The sequence below is a fragment of the Trinickia sp. LjRoot230 genome, from assembly GCF_964253315.1.
In the GTDB taxonomy this organism is placed as follows: Bacteria; Pseudomonadota; Gammaproteobacteria; order Burkholderiales; family Burkholderiaceae; genus Trinickia.
Window position 1 is genome coordinate 1,474,405 of record NZ_CAXUQX020000001.1, and the last position, 18,787, is coordinate 1,493,191.

The window sequence follows — 18,787 nt, forward strand, 5'->3', positions numbered from 1 at the left end:
CGAACATGAATCCTTTGGAGCGCGTCATCCCACCTGTCGTTGCGGACGACGGATCGGTGCATTACTCGTCTGTGCTGTCCTTGTCTCGGATAAAAGGTCTTGCAATTTGCCCGATGATTCCAGACCGCATGATCCCCGTGATTTTTGTACCGGGGATTATGGGCAGCAACTTAGCGGAAAAAGGCGGGAGCACGCCGGTATGGCTTTTGGATGGACTAACGACATTGGTGGAGTGGACTTCCAGAGGTCCCGACCAGCGCAAGCTGATACTTGATCCTCACAAGACGGATGTCTTCACTGATGGAACTCTACCTAAGGGCACCGACCTTTCGGACGCCGAGAAGCGTCGGCGCGGCTGGGGCGAAGTGGCGGCGATGAGTTATGGCGATTTCCTGGTGTGGCTGGAGAACGCGCTGAACGATGTCCATGCTGGCACCGAATACGGTCGAAAGGGCCTGCGCTCGCAGTTGATGAACCAAGTGGTTTGCGAGTCCGATCAACTGCCACTGCTCGAGTATGAGGAGGTGGCGATGTCGTACCGCTATCAATTTCCCGTTCATGCGGTGGGCTACAACTGGTTGCAATCGAACGTGGATTCAGCCGCCCGTTTGTTATCGCGCATCCGCGAGTTCACGCAGTACTACCGCGACCAAAAGCGCAAGTGCGAGAAAGTGATCCTGGTGACGCACTCGATGGGCGGATTAGTCGCGCGATATTGCACGGGGCACTTGGGCGGGGCTCTAGACGTGCTGGGGGTGGTTCACGGTGTGATGCCCGCGACGGGTGCGGCGGCCGCATACAAGCGAGTCAAGGCGGGTACCGAGGGTAGCGCAGGACTGGTGCTTGGTGACGATGCGGCGAAGGTCACTGCCGTTTTCGCGCAGGCGCCGGGTGCCTTGCAGTTGCTGCCAAGCACGGATTACGGCATGGGATGGCTGAGGGTCAGGGATTTCGAGCGCGTGGTCAGTTTGCCCAAGCAGGAGCCTTATAGCGAGATCTATCTGAAGCGCGGCAAATGGTGGGGGCTGATCAGCGATCGGTTATTGAATCCGCTTGATTCAGAGAAACGGACTGTTGAGCAGGATTGGGACAAGTTCGAGGAACTGATAAGAGAGTCCGTGAAACCGTTCCACACCAGCATCAGCGGCAAATACCACCGCAACACCTACGTGTTTTACGGGGACGACGCCGAGCAAAAAACATGGGGCGATGTGACGTGGAGGCGGACTGTCGAACGACGCCCGGATGGAAGTACGCCCAAGCTGGTGTCACACATTAGCGATTTGCACAGTGGCAAGACGGTATGGGACCCGGGGCTCGGCAAACAGACCGTATCTATCGATGGCGCTCATCCGGCTGAACGAGCGTTTTTCATCTTGCAGGACGCGGATGAGCCGGGCGACGGCACGGTCCCTCGGCGCTCGGGCGCAGCGCCGTTGGGGCAACGGGGTATCCAGGTCTGCGTTGGCTTTTCCGGCTTCGGCCACGAGGAAGCGTACAAGAGCAACGCACCCCCGGGCATCACCAACTGGACCTCGAATCCGGAACGCCAACGCTTCACCCTGTGGGCGATCACCAAGATCGCCTATGCAGTGCGTCATACATCGATGGCATACGCCTGATGAAGCGTATCTACACAGTACTCGTTGCCTCCACATTGGCAGTTGTCCTCACGGCGTGCCACCGACCGCATGCCATGACTGAACAGGAGCAATCCACTTTGAACGTTTTGACTACGAACTTGAAGACGCAATGCGTTGGCCGTTACCTGGTCGATGTACCGGCCGACTCGGCCATTTTTGGAACCAGCGAAGTCAACGGAGTCACCATTGAATCGCAAGCGATGTCGCTCGGCGAATATAGGAAGGCGATGGACGCGCACAGCGTGCGACTCAAAAACACCGAGAGCAGATTCGGGTATCGCTTCTTGTATGTCGATAGCGAGATCGAAGGTATTCCCGAGTCTCGCTACTTTTTGTCGTTAGGCAATCCGGAAGCGTTGACCGATTCCGAGCGGCTGATCGAAGGCTATAGATGGGATCGAGGCTATCGAATAAAGATGCAAATCACCGCATCCGACGCGAGAAATTCGACTTACTTCAAAGACGACGAGGACGCTAGAAATAGTGAGGCTATGAACAACGTGGCCAAAAAAGCACAACGAGTCATCGCACTCTTGAGCAGCGCACGAGCCCGACCTGACGACGAGATACCCACCGAGCCAGGCATGTGTTTCCAAGGCGGATTCCTAGCGGGTAAGCCGTGGGAGCATGAACAGGCCTTTGGCCAGTTCGTGATGCCGTCGCATTCCGATACGAGCGTCGGCCTTCGCACCTACTCCAATGTTAAGGAAAAAACGTCGCTTCTGGAAAGGGCCGAAGAAGTCGATAAGGAGATCAAGGGAGCGCAGGGTCGCACGATTCGCAAAGGCCCTGTTAGCCTGGCCGGCACGCATGCAGAGGAGTGGCTGATGTCAGGGATCACTGTCCTGCGCGTGAAGGGTTTCCATTTCTATCTGGAAGGCAATTCGAAGATCGGCAGTCCCGAGACGCCGCTGATCGCGCTGAACATGGAAGTCGGCGCACCCAACCGTGTTTTTAAAGAGGCAACGTTAGAAAGGGTAACGCTTACCGAACTGGAAGCGGTGGGGTTATGGAATGCAGTGTCTCGCACGCTTCGGCCGCGTCCTGGTGGATTCTGAACAATTGCCGTTCGATTTCTCCATGTCCGTGCGCCATCAACTGCCCTCTTCGAGGTCGAGCATTACCTCGATGTCGTTCTCATGAAACGCATCCAGGCAGTACTCGTTGGCACCGCCTTGGCAGTTGTCCTCACGGCGTGCGACCGACAGCAAGCCATGACTGAACAGGAGCAATCCACTTTGAACGTTTTGACTACGAACTTGAAGACACAATGCGTTGGCCGCTACCTGATCGATGTACCGGCCGACTCGGCCATTTTTGGAACCAGCGAAGTCAACGGAGTCACCATCGAATCGCAAGCAATGTCACTCGGCGATTATAGGAAGGCGATGGAGGTGCGCAGCGCGCAACTCAAAAACACCGAGAGCAGATTCGGGCATCGCTTCTTGTATGTCGATAGCGACATTGAAGGTATTCCCGAGTCGCGCTACTTCATGTCTTTGGGCAATGTGAATGCGAACAGCGATACAGATCGGCTCATCGAAGCCTACAGATGGGAGCGCGGTTATCGAATCAAGATGCAGGTGCAAGCATCAGATGCCCGGCGGTCCGTTACCTTCAAAGACGACCCGGATGTAAGGAACGACCCGGCTATGACGAATGCTCCGGAACAATCCCAGCGCGTCATCGCACTCTTGAGCAGTGCACGAGGCCGACCTGACGATGAAATCCCTACCGAACGAGGTACGTGTTTCCAAGGTGGCTTCTTGACGGGTCAACAATGGGATAGCGAGAAGCTCCACGCGAACTTCGTGTTACTGGCCCACCACGATGTGAGTTTCAATCTGGAAACAAACACCGACGTCCATGGCACGACGACGCTCCTACAACGCAGCAAGGACATTACCGCCACAATCGACAAGGACCCTCAGGGTTACGCCATTCGGAAAGGTGACGTGGCATTGCAAGGCATGAATGCGGAAGAATGGTTGCTGGGAGGAGGGACCGCGCTGTCGATTCCCGGCTTTTACTTCACGCTCGAGGCTAATTCATTGGGTAAGCGCGACTCCAAGCCGGTTGTGATGTTGGACTTTCGTGTGGGCGCGCCCAGCCTCTTGACTGGCGATTTTCCGACAATCGAGCGGGCGTCGCTGGACAAGGACGAAGCCATCGATTTATGGGATGCAGTGTCTCGCACGCTTCGGCCGCGTCCGCGTGGGTTCTGAGGGGGAACAAATGCCGTTCGATTTCTCCAAGGTCCCGCCAACATGCCCCCTCCCGGAAAGACCGCCTTCGCAGCTCGTCTGGACGGTAGTTTTCTTTGTCATCGTGATCCTAGGTATGGTCGCGATTTTGCTGCTATGGCCGAAAAACACACCTACTCGGACACCGTGGTTTTGGACGTGCATGATCGTCTATCCGTTTGGTATCGCAACGTTCGTGTTATTGCGTCGATATAGCATGTATGAAGGGCGCCGTCTCGATGCGATTGCGTGGAACGACGCGCGCGAAGCATATCTAACGGAAGTCTTTGATCAGCTAAGCCGTCCGCTGGATGCCTTGATATCGACTCACCGGTTCTCCTGCGACCCCGATGAAAATGACGTTGGCGGCTTGCTTTCCGGTTCGCTAAAACTGGCAGCGCAGGATGTGCCTGCGCCGGATACCCCTCCTGTCAGCGCTCGTTGGTTTGCGCATCCGCATAGTGACGAGAACGGAGACAAGTACACAAGAGACAGCGATCGGCAGCGAGGTGTTCTTCGATGGGCATTTTGTGAATTATTGAACGATGTCGAGGAAGTCGTTCGTGGCCTGCCCAATGAGATAAATCTCGCTATACACCTCGTGTATTCGGGCACTGCTTTGCAATCAGAAGTCGCCGCTCAGTACTGGGGCGAACTATGGGCAAGTCGTCAACTTCGTTCAGCGAAGACTACCGCTTACGCAGACCGAGACGCGATGTGGCTCGACACATGGCTTGATCGCATCAATGAACGACAGGATCAAGAAGCGAGACTCCTCATATTCGTTGAACTGCATTCGCTTCTTGAGCAAGCGCCGCAGGTCGGCAGCTCGGAGGCGGCAATCGCACTGTTGCTCGTCCCACCGTCGGTGACGGAGCGGTTCCGTCTCACACCTGTTGCTCAGGCCCACAGACCGGCCCAGGTGGACGCAACCTCGCCGATCGGGGCTGCGCTGACGAATGCGTTGCGCTGGGGGCGTTCGACACCGGATGACGTTAATCGCATTTGGCAAACCGGGCTCGATGCGAGTAGTGCAGGCGTTGCAACTCAAGCATGGGTCATGGCTGGTATTAACGAAACACCAACCAACATGGATTACATGATAGGTCACGCTGAAGGCATTGCGCCGTGGCTGGCCATCGCATGCGCGGCACAGGCAGCGGCGATCGAACAATCACCTCAACTGATCATCGCCAGTTCGTCGCACGGTCTGCGGATAGGTGTTGTTCGGGCCTCCTGACGAAAACAGCAAATCAAATAAATAGGAAATCTGATCATGGTTAGGCGCTACGACATTCTGAAGGGTGACAAGACGACAGCAGGTGGCACCGTTACCGATGGATCTTCGCTCGACACAATCGCTGATCGCGAACAAGCCTATGAAGGCGACCATATTTGGTGTCCGTCATGCCGATCGGTGGGCCGCATCGTGTGCGATGGGTTGCGCATTTCGATGAAAGGGGTGGACGGTCGCGAGGGCGCTCTCAGCGATGACCTTTGCGTTTGCAAATGCTCGCCAAGTCCGCGTCTGATTCCTTCTCAGTACTCGTCATATGTAGACGTCTAACTGCAATATATCGGACCTACGTTGACGTCTTCGCCGGACGCTCGTTTCGGCCGCACTCCATTAACTTCGCTTATCGCCCATGCTTCGCAAATTTCGGATCGATACCCTGAGTATCGTCTTACTGGTCGTTTTACCTGGGGTCGGGATTTGGTTTAACGGAGGCGGATTGTTCGCGCCGCTTTCGGAGGAGCAACGAGCCAAATCGATAGTTGGGTTGTGCGCTTTGTTCGTGGTCCTGTTCCTCTGCTGCAGCTATGATGAATCGTCACGGCTAGGGAAGGCTGCGCGTCGCTTCCTGCACTGGGTGGCCAAACTACGCGGTTTGTCATCGGCGAAAGTCGGACCGACGAACGAAGCCAATCACTCGCGCTCCGCAGCACTGCGCACCACCCTCCGCGACCGCCACGCCACCCGTTGGCGCTACCGCGAGCGCTGGCTGCTTATTACCGGCGAAGCGTCGCTGGTCGAACGCTTCGCGCCGGGTCTCTCAACCGCGGGCTATGCGCTGACAGGCGACATCGTGCTGCTGTACGCGACCCAACGAGGCGACAGCGTCAACACCGAATGGCTCGAACAGATTCGCCGCCTGCGCCGCTGCCGTCCGGTTGACGCCATCGTGGCCATCACATGTAAAGGACCGTCAATCGACAAGCCGTTCGACCCCGAAGCCACCGCGCAGTGCATTGCACGCCACGCCCGCGCGTTACGTTGGGCGGCACCCACCTACCTGCTGAACGCAACGGAGTTCGAAGACCCCGGCGCCGACGTCATCCATTCGGATCAAGCGATCGGCTTCACATGGTCGGACAAGCACATCAAGCCCGACGAAATCGACGCATCGATACAATGCCTCACCAGCCAACTCGCCGATGCGGGCGTCGTGCGCGTAGCGCGCGACGCATCCGATAGCTACCCCGCGGAGTTATCACAACATATCGACACGCTACGCAGCGCACTGTCGGCCTGGATCGTGCAAACGAGCCAATCCCGCTTTTGGCGCGCGGCGGTGCATGGGCTGCTATTCGCACCGTTGTCTAAAACGCCGCAAAGCAATGCGTGGCCAGCCATCTGGCAAACCATCGCTGACCACAGCCGCCAGGTTCACGGCCGACGTGTCGGCTTCTCGCCTGGCACCGCAATCGCATGGGCCGCCACCGCAATCATCGGCGGTTGGATCGTTGGCATGACGGTATCCGCGCAGACGCACCGCGCGACGATCCAAGCCGCAGCCGACACCGTCACAAACCTATCGACGCCGCAAGCCCCCACCGAGGCCATGCTCACACTGGACAGCTTGCAAAAGCAACTCGACACACTGGAAACCCACCGGCGCGACGGCGCGCCGTGGCCCAAACGCTTTGGCCTCAACCGCGACCACGCGCTGTTCGACGCACTGTGGCCGCACTACGCGAATGCCGTTGGCCGCGTCATTGCGAGCCCGATTCGCCTCAAGCTGGAAGCACGCCTGCATCATCTCGCCTCGCTCTCGGACGCTGAAATCGCCAACGATGGCCCCGAGCAAGTCCAAGCGGCCTACGACGCACTCAAGACCTACTTGATGCTCACCAAGCCCGAGCGCGCCGATCCGACGTTTCTGACGCCGCAACTCATTGCGACGGCCATGCCGGCACGCCCGGTCGATAGCCCGCTCACGCAAGGCGCGTGGGACGATCTGCGCACGCATCAAATTGCGTTCTACGCTCGCCACTTGGGCAACGCAGCGCTTTCAATCGAAGGCGACGCCGCGCTGATCGCCGCTGCGCGCCAGACGATCGTCGGTGTGCGCGGTATCCAGCACTCGACCGAAACCCTCTACCAGCACATCGTCGACGATGCAAAACCCAAATACCCCTCAATTTCGCTCGCGACGCTGTTGGGCAGCACCACGAGCAAAGGCCTGTTCGGCACGAGCGCAACGCTGCCGGGCATCTTCACGCGGGCGGCCTGGGACGAGCGAATTGCCAAGGCAATCGACGACGCCAGCGAGCAACGCAACGAGAGCGGCGACTGGGTGCTCGCCGATTCGCAAGACAACAACACGGCCCCCTCGACACTCAAGGCCGACTTGCGACAACGCTATTTCGACGACTACGCGCGCGCCTGGCAATCATTCCTGAACAGCGTGCGCTGGCAGAGCGCCCCGACGCTTTCCGGCACGGTCGATCAACTCACGCTGTTGGGCGACGCCCAACGCTCGCCGCTGGTGGCCCTGGTGAATGCGGTGGTGTATCAGGCGGGCGCGGGCGCGACAACCGAATCGCTATCGGCCAATCTGATCGACAAGGCTCAGCAGCTAGTTGGTGTTGATGAGCGGGACCCGTCCAGGCAAAGACAGCTGCCACTCGCCCCGCTGGCCGCTGCATTCGGCCCCATTCTGCGTCTGACCGGCAGCGACCTCACGTTGGCCCCCGCATTGGCGAGCCGCAAGCCATCGATGCCGCTCGCCGCGACGGGCGAACTGAGCCTTGCGCGCTACCTCGAACGCGTGACGGCGATGCGCTTGAAGACGCAGCAGATCGTGGCCAGCGTCGATCCTGATGCGATGTCGCGTGCCGCTGCGCAGGCGATGCTTCAAGGCAAGACCTCCGAGATCGCCGACAGCCGCGATTACGCAAGCCGCGTGGCCGCGAGCCTGGGCGAGCAGTGGGCCGGCTTGGGCGCGCTGTTCGAGGCGCCGTTGAACCAGACCTGGCAGGTGGTCGTGCAACCGGCGGCGGCGAGTCTGAATGAAATCTGGCGCACGGCGATCGTGGCGGACTGGCGTCAAACGTTCGGCGGTCGCTATCCGTTCGCGGATTCGGACAACGATGCCTCACTGCCGGAAATGGCGCGTTTTATGCGGCCGGATACCGGTGTGATTGCGCGGTTCGTCGCGACGCAATTGGCTGGTGTCGTCGAACGCCAGGGCGATCACTGGGTGAGCGATCAAGGTGCCACCGGCGCGAACCATGGAGCGCTCGCGCTCGATCCGGCATTCCTGGCGGCCTTGAACAAGCTCATGCGTGTGGCGACGGTGCTCTTTCCATCGGGCGACGCGCAGGTGCGTTACGAGCTGAGGGGCGTGCCGACACCCGGCGTGATCGATATGAAATTCATACTTGCGGGACGCACGCTGCACTACTTCAACCAGAAAGAAGCGTGGATGCCGTTCGTCTGGCCGGGCGACGCACTCGAGAGCCGCTCGCACATCGAATGGCAGACTGAGCAGGGCGGGTTGCGCACGGCGCTCGATGCGCCGGGCCGCTTCGGTCTGATCCGCCTGCTCGAACGCGCCCAACGCGAGCAGCAAGACAGCGCGCGCTATGCGCTCACCTGGACGCCGGACCAGAGCCAGGGTATTGCGCTGCGAGTACTGCTGCGAAGCGAGGCCGGCGCGGGGCCGCTCGACGTGCTCGAATTACGTCACTTCACGCTGCCGACGCGCATCTTTATGACGGCGACGAGCCCGGCGAAGAACGATAACGCCACGGTCAATCTGCCACCATTGCCATCCGAAGCGTTGGCCGCAGCAAAACACGCTGAGGTCTCTTTGCCGGGCGCGCCTGAGGTCGACTAAATGCTATCCGCTCTCTACAACAAACTCATCCCCTCTTTCGGCACCGACAAGCTCGCCCTCACGCTGCTCGACAGATGGGAAACGTGGCGTCAGCCGTTACCGGGCGTGCCCGGCGACAACAGCGGCGCAGGCCGTGACCCCGGCTACGAAGATGCTTTTTTCGCGCTGAAGGATGAAGCCAACAAGCTTTCCGATATTGACGACGGCCTGATTGTGCGTTCGTGCGAGCAGCTCTTGAAGGAGACCGGCAAGGACCTGCGCGTGACAGGCTACTACGCGTTCGCCAGATTGCGCCAAGACGGCCCCGCCGGTTTCGCCGACGGGCTGGAGCTAATCGCCGCATTCGTCACGCAGTTCGGGGAGGCGTTGCTGCCCGCACGTGCCGAAGCCAAGAAGGGTGCGCTCGAAATGCTGGCCACCGCACGCATGATTGAATTGCTCGACAGTCGAGGCGAATTCGATCCGACCGATCTGTTGCGCGCGACGGCGGCGCTGCGTCTGATCATCGCCGTGACAAGCGCGTGGTCCGAGGCGGCACGCCCGAACTTGCAGCCGCTCGTCGTGCGATTGCAGCGCCACGAGGAACGTGCCCCCGGCATACAAACCGACGGCGGCCTCGTCGCCGGTCGCACGGCGCCTGCGCTGCCGACGTCGCCCGCGGCGATCGCTTCCACGCGCGACCTGCTGGATCAGGCTCGTACGATGGCGAACTACCTGCGCGATCAGGAAAACGGCTACCTGCCATCGGTGCGGCTCGTGCGCGCCATTCGCTGGGACACGCTGCATGAAGTTCCTCCTGCCAATACGCCAAACGAGGCGGCGGCGCGCACGCGCTTGGCGCCGCCGCGCGCCGAACTGCGTCAGCAAATGAAACGCCTCGTGCTGCAAAAGCAGTGGCATGAACTACTGGAACGCGTCGAAGCCGCTTTCACCGAGGGCGCGAATCACTTGTGGTTCGACTTGCAGTATTTCCAGCATGTTGCGCTCGATCACGTCGGCGCACCGTATGACGCGTGGCGCGCCTTGTTGCGCGCTGACTTCGCGTTATTCCTCGAACGGCTGCCCGGCATCGAGCGGCTCGCGTTCAATGACGGCACGCCGCTCGCCGATGACACGACGCTCGAGTGGATCGCCCGCCACGCGGTGGTACGTGATTTGGAGGCAGGCGAGACCGTTGCTCCGCTGCCGGTATCGGCCGATAGCGACGATGGCTCGGCCGGCGACTGGCCAGAAATCGAGGCGCAGGCGCGCGATATCGCCGCCAGCCAGAATCTCGAAGCGGCCTTTATTTGGCTGGAAGCGCTGCCCGGCGTAAAGCACGAGCGTCAGCGCTACTTGCGACGGCTCGTGATGGCGCGTCTGGCCGACCACGTGGGCCGCGCGGACACGGCGCTCCCGCTATTGGCCGAACTCGACGCTGCTGCGGGCTCGTTGCCGCTGATGCGTTGGGAGCCGGCACTTGCCTTCGAGGTCAAGCAGCAACTGATCCGGGCAATGAAGGCGGCGCATACACGCAAAGACGCGGATAAGCCGGCGCTTCTTCGCCGCATTGGCGAATTGCGCGACGAGTTGACGGTGCTCGACCCGGCTCGCGCGCTGGCACTGTCTTGAGAATCAACGAAGCAACGCACCAACGAACCTTATGCAAAACGACGATCCGATTCTGCGGTACTACGAAGCCGAGATGCGCTACTTGCGCGAGTCAGGGAAGGAATTCGCGAGGGCGCACCCCGACCGCGCGCGCATGCTCAATCTTGACCGCGTGGGCGAACGCGATCCCTACGTCGAGCGCTTGTACGAAGGCTTTGCGTTTCTGACGGGCCGGCTGCGGCAAAAGCTCGACGACGAGTTGCCGGAGTTGACCGAGGGGCTTGTCAGCTTGATGTGGCCGCACTACCTGCGGATGATCCCGTCGCTATCGGTGGTCGAGCTGATCCCACCCGCGCAGAAACTGCAAAAAACCGAGACGGTGGCGGCGGGCTTGCCGGTGTCGTCGGCGCCGATCACCGTGCCGGCAGCACATGGTGCAACTAGTGCAAGTAGCGCAAGCAGCCCCGGCACCGACGGCATCGCCCCGAAAACGGTGCGGTGTCGATACCGCACGACGCAGCCGGTAAAGCTGCAGCCGATACGCATCGTGCATGCGGGTCCGAGCGTGCGCCACGACGGCCGCTCGGTGATTCGCCTGGGCTTCGAGTTTGAAGGGTCGACGCTGCGCGAAGAGACGGACCTATCGTGCCTGCGCTTGTTCCTGAATGCCGATCTACCGACGGCTTTCGCGATGCATCTCGCGCTCACGCGTCAGGTTGATTCGATTACCTGGCGTATTCCCGAGGTTCGCGACGGCGAGCCGCAGCCGCTGGATGGCGTTACGATCGAGCCGGCTGGCTTTTCGACCGATGAGCGGCTATGGCCCAAGGCCGAGGCCGCGTTCTCGGGCTACCAATTGCTGCTCGAATATTTCGCGTTCCGCGAGAAATTCCTGTTCGTCGACCTGCGTGGGCTCGACATCGAAAAGGTGCCGCGCGGCTCGACTCGCTTAGAGTTGGAGGTTGTGCTAAACCGCGCGTACCCATCTGAGCAGCGCTTCACCGCGGACAACGTGCGCCTTTTCTGCTCGCCCGTTATCAATTTGTTCGATCTCGATGCCGAGCCGATCATCGTCGACCACCATCAGAGCGAATACCGGGTGGTGCCGGCGGGGCATCAGGGCGAGCATGTCCAGACGTATTCGGTCGAGGCGATCGAATCGTTCGACCACGCAACGGGCGGACGCTTCGAATACGTGCCGTTTGCCACCTTCCGGCATCGCGGCGGCATGCTTCGGCATGAAGCGCCGGAACGGTATTTTCATACGCGCGTGCGCCCGGGCGTGAGCGGCTTGCATGAGACATGGGCGATTCTCGGCGGCCATGCGTGGGATGCAATTGAGGATCTGCCGGAGGAAAGCTTGTCGCTGCGTGTGACGGGCACGAACGGCATGCTCCCAAGAAAGGGATTGCGCGAGGCCAGCATTAGCGAGCTGCCCGAGAGCCTGCCGAATGTGGCCGGTGTGCGGAATCTCGTCGCGCCGACGCTGCCGCTCTATCCGCCCACGGATGACCGTTTTCAATGGCGTGTGCTTTCGCATCTCGCGCCGAACTTCTTGTCGATGCTTGATGCCGAGGTTCTACGCGGAGCGATGGCGCTCTATGACTGGACGCACGATGAACTGAACGGCCGGCGGCTTGCGGGCATCCTGCATGTCTCGCAGGCGCTGCTCGAAGAGGTGTCGGGCGGCTCGGTCGAGAGGGGGGTGCTGATCGAGGTGACGCTTGATTCCCATGCGTTCGCCGGCGAGGGCGACGTGATGCTGTTCGGCGAGCTGCTGCATCGGTTTTTCGGGTTGTATGCAGAGATCAACCTGTTCACAAAGCTCGCGATCGTGAGCCTGCCGTCGCAAACGCGGACGGAATGGCCGCGTAGCAAAGCGCAGCGGGCTTCGCTATGAGCGCATGCAATCTATCGACTCTCGAACCGTTCGTCGCATCGCTGATTTCTCGTGCGCCGGGGATGAACTTCATGCAGTTGTGCCGCCTGCTCGAGGTTCGCATGGTGGGTCAACCCGGCTTCGGCGCAGGTGACACGCCCGAATGCGAGCCGGTGCGATTTCGCCCGCGGCCGCGCATGGGTTTTCCCGCTGGCGAAATCGCGGCGATCGAGTTCGATAACGAGGGGGGCCCGGCCGTTCCCGGCAGCCGGCCAACGGTTCGCACGGCATTCATGGGTCTCTACGGCGTGGATGCCGTGTTGCCGTCGCATATGATTGACGAGATCGGGCTGCGCGAAGAAGGACATGAAGCCGTCGAGGCGTTTCTCGATCAGTTCAATCATCGTTATGTCACCCTGCTTTATCGCGCCTGGAAAAAGTACCGTTATACCGAGACGTTTCGCGCAGGCGCGGTCGACACGCACTCGCGCTATTTGTTGTGTCTCGCCGGCTTTGGCCTCGGCAACAAGCCTGCGCGCGCGGGGCTGCCCGAAGCGCGTGTGCTTGCGTTGCTCGGGCTGCTGAGCCAGCGCACGCGTACGCCCGAGGGCCTCGCCGGCGCCGTGGCGCACGTCGCGTGCGGCGCAACGGTGCGCGTCGATGAATTATGGCCGGTGCTGCGGCGTGCCGGACGGCCACAGCCATTGAGCGCCTCCAGCAGCTTCGCAGGAAGCTCGGAAGACCGCTCGGAAGATCGCTTGAAAGACCGTCCGTTCCGCGGCCTCAGCGGCGGCTATGTGCTGGGTCATCGCCTTGCATATCGCAGCGGCGCCATTCGAGTCACATTACGCCCCACCGATGCAAAACAGGCGCATGAACTACTGCCCGGCGCGCGGTTGCACCGCGAACTGATTGCCTTTACGCGGCTCTATGTCGGTGTGAAGGCTGACGTCCATCTGCGCATGGAGGTGTCGTCGCGTTTCGTGCCGGCGCTCGTGATCGGCACTGCGCGCGATGGCCCCGCGCCGCGCCTTGCCTGGACAACCGTGCTGCCCACGGCGGTCGAACGCGTGATCACCATTGCACTCGGGGTATGTGAAGCGTTCGCACCGCCTGAGCCGAATCCTTACCGCGTGCCGAGTGCGGCCTGATTTTTTGGAGCATCCATGTTGAATCGTTTTACGCTGACAACGCTAACTGCCACGGCATCCGCATCCGCGTTGCTGCTCTGTTCGTGCGGCATGTGGCAGTCCGTGTCCGACACGACGTCGAGCGCTTACCAGGCAGTATTTTCAAAGCAGGTGAAAGTGCTGAACGTCGACCTGACGGCGCGTGCAGCACTGAATCCGGATGATGCGGGCCGTGCGACATCGGTCGCTGTTCGTGTCTACCAACTCAAGGATCGGCAGATGTTCGACGGCGCTTCCTACGACGATTTGCTCACGCGAGACAAGGCGGTGCTCGGGCAGGATCTGGAGGCGGACACCGCTGCGGTGATCAATCCCGGTGCATCAGCCAGCCTGTCGCAGCTGATGCGTCCCGATACGCAGTACATCGGGGTGGTCGGGTTTTATCGCAATCCTGGCGAGCCCGGCACGTGGAAACGTGTGATCGCGAAGAAGACATTGTCGGCCGATCTACCGCTCAAGCTTGTATTGATGGATCGACAACTAGCCGCATCCGGTGACGCTTCGCAGCAATGATCGGGCGAGCAAAAGCACGCGAGCGGAAATTTGCGTAGCCCGCCGTCGCATCACAGCGTTCATCTCTATGGCTTTCCGCGATCGTGCGGCGAGTGGACTGTATAAGCTGCATTTATTGCGCTGACGTCGTCACCGCCTTCTCGTGGAATGATCATGGACAAGAGCATCGAAAGCAAAACGCGCCGTCGCATACTCGCTCGCGTTGCCGTGGGCGCCGCTGTGCTTGCATTTGATCCGCTTGCACGCGTATGGGTGACCGACGCGCGCGCGGCGGCATCGGCTGATCCTTTGCCGCTGCTGAAAGGCCAAGTGGTGACGGACGATGCGTCGCTCACCGCCGACTCGACCGACGCCGGATACATGCTTCGCCGCCGCCCTTGGGCTGTCCTGCGTCCGGCGGCGGTCGACGACATTGTTGCAATGATTCGCTACTGCAACCGGTATGGGATCAAGGTGGCACCGCGAGGCCAGGGGCACTGCGTCTTTGGCCAGGCTTTGGTCGATTCGGGGTTGATCGTCGAAATGGGGACGCTCGCGACGGTCCACTCCATCAGCAGCGCGGGGGCGGATGTGGACGCTGGCATCACCTGGAAGGATCTTCTGCCGCAGACGGTTGCGAATCAACTCACTCCGCCGGTGCTGACAGGCTTCTTGGGCTTGAGCGTCGCGGGTACGTTATCGGTGGGAGGCGTGAGTGCATCGAGCTTGCATGGCGGCATTCAACTCAATCATGTGCGGCAGCTCGAAGTGGTCACAGGTACGGGCGAGGTCGTGGCGTGCTCGCCCAGTTCCAACGCGGATTTGTTCGCGGGCGTCCTCGGCGGCGTCGGGCAACTCGGCATCATTACGCGAGCGACCGTGGACTTGGCGCCGGCGCTACCGCGCGCACGCTCCTGGGTACTTCAGTACCTCGATCCCGCAACGTTTTTCCGCGATTTTCAGATGTTGCATACGCGGGCGGAATTCAGCGAGGTAATGGCATTCGTCGTTCCTCCGACCAGCCCGCAGATCGTGACGCAGACTCTGCCGCCCCAATTACTCCCGGCACTTGGGCCGCTCGCCGCATCGGTTAGTCTCGGCCTCGGTGCGCTCGGTCCGCTTTTGGGCGCGGCGAGTACGCTTCTGTCTTCGCTCAAGGGCCTGTGGATCTACCAAATCAACCTCACGCAATATTACGATCCAAGCGCTCCGCCGAATGCGCCGAATTTGTTACGCGGGACGTCTGACTTTTTACCGTTGCGCTACGAGTTCGATCAGACGTACCTCGATTACATGTTGCGGATCGATGTCCTCATCGATTATCTGAAGGACCTCGGTCTTTGGTATAACGTGCCGCATCCATGGCTCGACACGTTTTTACCGCCCGAGGTCACGGAAAGCTTTGTGACGCAGACGGTAAGGAATCTCTCGTTTGACGATGTGGGTGTGGGGGGCTTCATGCTTCTCTTTCCGATTCGACAAAGTGCGTCAACACCCAAGTTCTTTAATGCGCCGCAATCGAATAATGGCTGGTTTTATCTATTCGATATTTTGACCGCGGCCCCAGCGCCGGGACCAAATACAGATTTTGTGACGGCCAAACTCGCGCGTAACAGGCAAATTTTTGACAGCGCTCGCGCGCTCGGTGGAAAATTTTATGCAATCAGTGCACTGCCGCATACCGTATCTGACTGGATGATGCAATTCGGCGCCAATTACACGGCATTTGCGGCGCTTAAGCAGCGGTATGACCCGAACCGCATTCTGACGCCCGGCCCGGGTATGTTTTGATACGTGAACGTGAAATTGAAGGCGAGCGCAATCATGCGCTCAATGGTCTTCAAGCGCCGAGGCACGCAGATCGCTGGGCGACATGCCGAGTGCACGCTTGAATGTTCGATAGAAAGTAGCGGCGCTTTCGAATCCGCATGCGTACACGATATCGATCACCGGGCAATTCGGCTGCCGGATGATCATCGAGCGGGCACGTTCGATTCGCCGGAGGCGCACGCGCTGCGCAAACGTTGTTCCGGTGGGTTCGTATAGCCAGTGCAGTTGGCGCACGGAGATTCCGAGTGCGCCTGCGGCCAAGGCCGGCGACAGGTCAGGGCGATGGAGGTTTTCGTCGATGAATTGGTTGACTGCCCGACGCTTTCCCGTACGCAGCGCGCCACGTCCCGTTTCGCTGCGTGCGTCGGCAATACCGGTTGCTACTGCCACAAGTTGTGTGAGCGTTTGGATGGCGACGTCGGCAGCCGGCGCCGACAGTCGATCCACTTCGTGACAAAGCGCCTCGAAGTGCGAACTGATCAAATAGCCGATGCCCTCAGCGGGATCGATGTGCCGCGCAGACAATTGCTTGCGTCGTTCGCCGATCTCGTCGAAGCGACGCATCGGAATCTTGAGGATGGTGCAGTCATAGTCGTGCGCTTCGAGCGGCGCGGTATTGAACGGCAGGTTCGAATCGCCGATGGCCAGCGCGCCCGCGTCGACAATGAATCGCTCGCGGCGGTCCACGGCTTCGATCCAGGCGGCGCCTGTTCGCTGACGATAGAAGAACAACGCGTCGCCGGGGGCCGCCTCGATTTCCTTGTCGAGTCGATGAATAATGCAGGACGACGCTTGCAGTTCGACCAACGCGGCGTCGCCGAGCGGTTTCGCCGCAAGGTGCCCTTGGAACGCTGGCCGCTTGCTCGGTTCAACATCGAACGTCATGCCGTAGAAGTTGGCGCACATCGCATCTCGCCAATAGTCGAAACGTTCGCAAGACGGAATGCCATCAGTCGAAGTCATCAGCGTTGGCATAACAGCTCACCGTTGGAAATGGAGAAAGCGGAACGCGTCACTTACGCTTGGTGGACGTTAGCAGACGCTCACGGGGCTGTCAAAATACGCATCGCGTAAGGGCGAGGCGGCCGGCCGCGTACGCAAGCTGAACTCTGTTGTGCACGCGGCACAACTGGACCAACTCGCGTATTTGGCATTCGACATCGCGAACGGTCACGCCGATTCGCTTTGCGATGTCGTGGTCTGTCATGCCTTGTGTCAGTAAGCCGAGGACTCTGCGTTGCATAAGCGTCATCGAGTCGCTATTGTCGGGCGTCAAGGCCCGCAAGAGCGGGGCCAGAAGCACATCGAGTTCGATCGCGATCGAATACACCTTGCCGATGACGAAGTCGGTCATCCACGCTTTTGATCGCTCGCGCGCGGTGGCTGTCACGACGACATGTTCCAAGCGGGATGGGGCGTTGATGCCGACTGTGATGCCGCTGCCGAACTGAGCGCTTGCCGCGGAGCCGATGAAGTTTTGCAACTGCTTGCTACCTCGACGATCGTGCCTTTTGCTTTCTCGGTCGATTGACGGTAGATCCCAGACCAGCGGATAGTCGTGGCGTCGCACGAAAGCCAGCCGCGGATCGACCTGATAGTAGTGGCTCGTGAAATAAGCGTGCGACCAACCTGGCGCCGCATAGTCGTCGACGCACACCGCTCGGGCGATATGGCCAGCAGCGCAACTGAACCAGTGATAGCAAAGCCATTCGAAGCCGAGCGACCGCATCATATCGTACGGCTCGCGCAGCATATCGGCGCTTTGCATTCGCGCTTCGCTCGTGTCGCTCCACAGGTCCTCTTGCCTCACGATCACCCACTCATATGGCAACGCCTGTTCCGCAGGGATAGCCAGGATTGCCATTGTCTTCACCCCATTTCGCAGCGTTCGATGCCGTTGCTACACAATGCCCAATTGCCCGCCGACGAAAGCCAACTGTGTACGGTTGCTAACGCCATAATGCTTCCTTAGTTCCCGGAGGTGGTAGTCGATGTTGTGGTGTGTGGTATGGAGTTTCATTGCGATTTCCTTATCCGACATGCCAGTGGCGAGGCTCGCGAGGATCGCGTATTGCATGTCTGAAAGATCGCCGATCAGCTTGACTTTTATGTCGTGCGTAATGAACGTGGAAAGAATTTCGTGAATTCCAAATCCCAGCGCCATCGTTATGGAAATTAACGATGGCGTAATCCAATTCTGCGACGAATTGCTCGAAGTGAAATGGAGAATCGAATCGATATCGTGAAGGCGCGATGATATCCGGAATGTGATACCGGACTTCATCGCGTGCCGCGCCATGCTTTTTAAAAGATCTTGCTTGCGTGGGTTTTCGCCCGCGGGGCTGACGAAGGCGTGCAGGCCCGCCAGCGACCATACGAGCGGTTTGGCATTTTGATGTGCTGCGATTGCGCATGGGTCGATTTCGTAATGGCCTTCGCCAAAATAGCGATTCCAATATGCTGTTTGCATATAGTGCATAGGCATATAGGCAGCTATCGTACGTTTGCCGGATCTCAGGAGTGTCAGATGGGCAAGCGAATCGAAGCCAAGAAGTGACAATGCCATCGATAGCGCGCGCGCACGTTGGCGCCCGGTGCGCAACGCCGACAGCTCTCGTGCAAAACTGGTTTGGCAATCGATTGTCGTCAAACGGCTATTCGTAGCCGAAGACGCACATTCGTCATACCAGACGATATCGAGTGCGTCAGTGCTCGGTGCCGGTGCCGGGAAACAAGAGTGAGCCGAGTCGCGGACAACGCATGGCATGGGTATTTCCCCAAAGAGCGGTTCGACACA

Annotated in this window: 14 protein-coding genes; 11 read left to right on the forward strand and 3 right to left on the reverse strand. The window is 59.8% G+C overall.

Going from position 1 to position 18,787, the window contains the following annotated elements:
• Window positions 1-5 precede the first annotated feature (5 nt).
• The 11 genes from ACSQ20_RS06920 to ACSQ20_RS06970 all read left to right on the forward strand — a co-directional run bounded on the left by ACSQ20_RS06920 (window position 6) and on the right by ACSQ20_RS06970 (window position 15,951).
• Entirely contained in the window at window positions 6-1,622 is a 1,617-nt protein-coding gene (locus tag ACSQ20_RS06920) for an esterase/lipase family protein (RefSeq protein WP_436018412.1), read from the forward strand.
• Between the two features lie 74 nt (window positions 1,623-1,696).
• A complete protein-coding gene (locus tag ACSQ20_RS06925) occupies window positions 1,697-2,701 on the forward strand; it encodes a T6SS immunity protein Tli4 family protein (RefSeq protein WP_436018413.1) in 1,005 nt (334 codons plus the stop codon).
• An 81-nt stretch (window positions 2,702-2,782) separates the two neighbouring features.
• On the forward strand, window positions 2,783-3,868 hold the full coding sequence (locus tag ACSQ20_RS06930; RefSeq protein ID WP_436018414.1) for a T6SS immunity protein Tli4 family protein: 1,086 nt from the start codon (window positions 2,783-2,785) through the stop codon (window positions 3,866-3,868).
• A 181-nt stretch (window positions 3,869-4,049) separates the two neighbouring features.
• Window positions 4,050-5,126 carry a hypothetical protein gene (locus ACSQ20_RS06935; RefSeq protein WP_436018415.1) on the forward strand — a complete coding sequence of 359 codons (1,077 nt, stop codon included), beginning with the start codon at window positions 4,050-4,052 and terminating at the stop codon, window positions 5,124-5,126.
• A gap of 36 nt (window positions 5,127-5,162) precedes the next feature.
• Window positions 5,163-5,453: a PAAR domain-containing protein gene (locus tag ACSQ20_RS06940; protein WP_436018416.1), complete on the forward strand. Its 291-nt coding sequence runs from the start codon at window positions 5,163-5,165 to the stop codon at window positions 5,451-5,453.
• Between the two features lie 79 nt (window positions 5,454-5,532).
• Window positions 5,533-9,009 carry an ImcF-related family protein gene (locus ACSQ20_RS06945; RefSeq protein WP_436018417.1) on the forward strand — a complete coding sequence of 1,159 codons (3,477 nt, stop codon included), beginning with the start codon at window positions 5,533-5,535 and terminating at the stop codon, window positions 9,007-9,009.
• A complete protein-coding gene (tssA, locus tag ACSQ20_RS06950) occupies window positions 9,010-10,620 on the forward strand; it encodes a type VI secretion system protein TssA (protein ID WP_436018418.1) in 1,611 nt (536 codons plus the stop codon).
• 31 nt (window positions 10,621-10,651) lie between these two features.
• Window positions 10,652-12,499, forward strand: a complete 1,848-nt coding sequence (gene tssF / locus ACSQ20_RS06955) for a type VI secretion system baseplate subunit TssF (RefSeq protein ID WP_436018419.1) — start codon at window positions 10,652-10,654, stop codon at window positions 12,497-12,499.
• Complete coding sequence (gene tssG / locus ACSQ20_RS06960; protein ID WP_436018420.1) at window positions 12,496-13,629, forward strand: type VI secretion system baseplate subunit TssG; 1,134 nt, start codon at window positions 12,496-12,498, stop codon at window positions 13,627-13,629. Before tssF ends, tssG begins: the two co-directional genes overlap by 4 nt.
• Window positions 13,630-13,644: 15 nt before the next feature.
• Window positions 13,645-14,181, forward strand: a complete 537-nt coding sequence (gene tssJ, locus ACSQ20_RS06965; protein ID WP_436018421.1) for a type VI secretion system lipoprotein TssJ — start codon at window positions 13,645-13,647, stop codon at window positions 14,179-14,181.
• A gap of 153 nt (window positions 14,182-14,334) precedes the next feature.
• Window positions 14,335-15,951 (forward strand): FAD-binding protein, encoded by a 1,617-nt coding sequence (locus tag ACSQ20_RS06970; protein ID WP_436018422.1) that lies wholly within the window; start codon window positions 14,335-14,337, stop codon window positions 15,949-15,951.
• Between the two features lie 39 nt (window positions 15,952-15,990).
• Here ACSQ20_RS06970 and ACSQ20_RS06975 read toward each other — a convergent pair whose 3' ends face one another.
• The 3 genes from ACSQ20_RS06975 to ACSQ20_RS06985 form a co-directional block, all read right to left on the reverse strand.
• On the reverse strand, window positions 15,991-16,953 hold the full coding sequence (locus tag ACSQ20_RS06975; RefSeq protein ID WP_436018423.1) for an AraC family transcriptional regulator: 963 nt from the start codon (window positions 16,951-16,953) through the stop codon (window positions 15,991-15,993).
• Window positions 16,954-17,044: 91 nt separating this feature from the next.
• Window positions 17,045-17,854, reverse strand: a complete 810-nt coding sequence (locus ACSQ20_RS06980) for a helix-turn-helix transcriptional regulator (protein WP_436018424.1) — start codon at window positions 17,852-17,854, stop codon at window positions 17,045-17,047.
• Window positions 17,855-17,890: 36 nt separating this feature from the next.
• A complete protein-coding gene (locus ACSQ20_RS06985; RefSeq protein ID WP_436018425.1) occupies window positions 17,891-18,640 on the reverse strand; it encodes an autoinducer binding domain-containing protein in 750 nt (249 codons plus the stop codon).
• Window positions 18,641-18,787: the final 147 nt, after the last annotated feature.

Coding starts and splice junctions, on each gene's coding strand:
- tssG (WP_436018420.1), top strand. CDS start 12,496: ATGAGCGCATGCAATCTATCGACTCTCGAACCGTTCGTCGCATCGCTG.
- tssJ (WP_436018421.1), top strand. CDS start 13,645: ATGTTGAATCGTTTTACGCTGACAACGCTAACTGCCACGGCATCCGCA.
- tssA (WP_436018418.1), top strand. CDS start 9,010: ATGCTATCCGCTCTCTACAACAAACTCATCCCCTCTTTCGGCACCGAC.
- ACSQ20_RS06935 (WP_436018415.1), top strand. CDS start 4,050: ATGATCGTCTATCCGTTTGGTATCGCAACGTTCGTGTTATTGCGTCGA.
- ACSQ20_RS06970 (WP_436018422.1), top strand. CDS start 14,335: ATGGACAAGAGCATCGAAAGCAAAACGCGCCGTCGCATACTCGCTCGC.
- tssF (WP_436018419.1), top strand. CDS start 10,652: ATGCAAAACGACGATCCGATTCTGCGGTACTACGAAGCCGAGATGCGC.
- ACSQ20_RS06975 (WP_436018423.1), bottom strand. CDS start 16,953: ATGACTTCGACTGATGGCATTCCGTCTTGCGAACGTTTCGACTATTGG.
- ACSQ20_RS06930 (WP_436018414.1), top strand. CDS start 2,783: ATGAAACGCATCCAGGCAGTACTCGTTGGCACCGCCTTGGCAGTTGTC.
- ACSQ20_RS06925 (WP_436018413.1), top strand. CDS start 1,697: ATGACTGAACAGGAGCAATCCACTTTGAACGTTTTGACTACGAACTTG.
- ACSQ20_RS06920 (WP_436018412.1), top strand. CDS start 6: ATGAATCCTTTGGAGCGCGTCATCCCACCTGTCGTTGCGGACGACGGA.
- ACSQ20_RS06980 (WP_436018424.1), bottom strand. CDS start 17,854: ATGGCAATCCTGGCTATCCCTGCGGAACAGGCGTTGCCATATGAGTGG.
- ACSQ20_RS06945 (WP_436018417.1), top strand. CDS start 5,533: ATGCTTCGCAAATTTCGGATCGATACCCTGAGTATCGTCTTACTGGTC.
- ACSQ20_RS06940 (WP_436018416.1), top strand. CDS start 5,163: ATGGTTAGGCGCTACGACATTCTGAAGGGTGACAAGACGACAGCAGGT.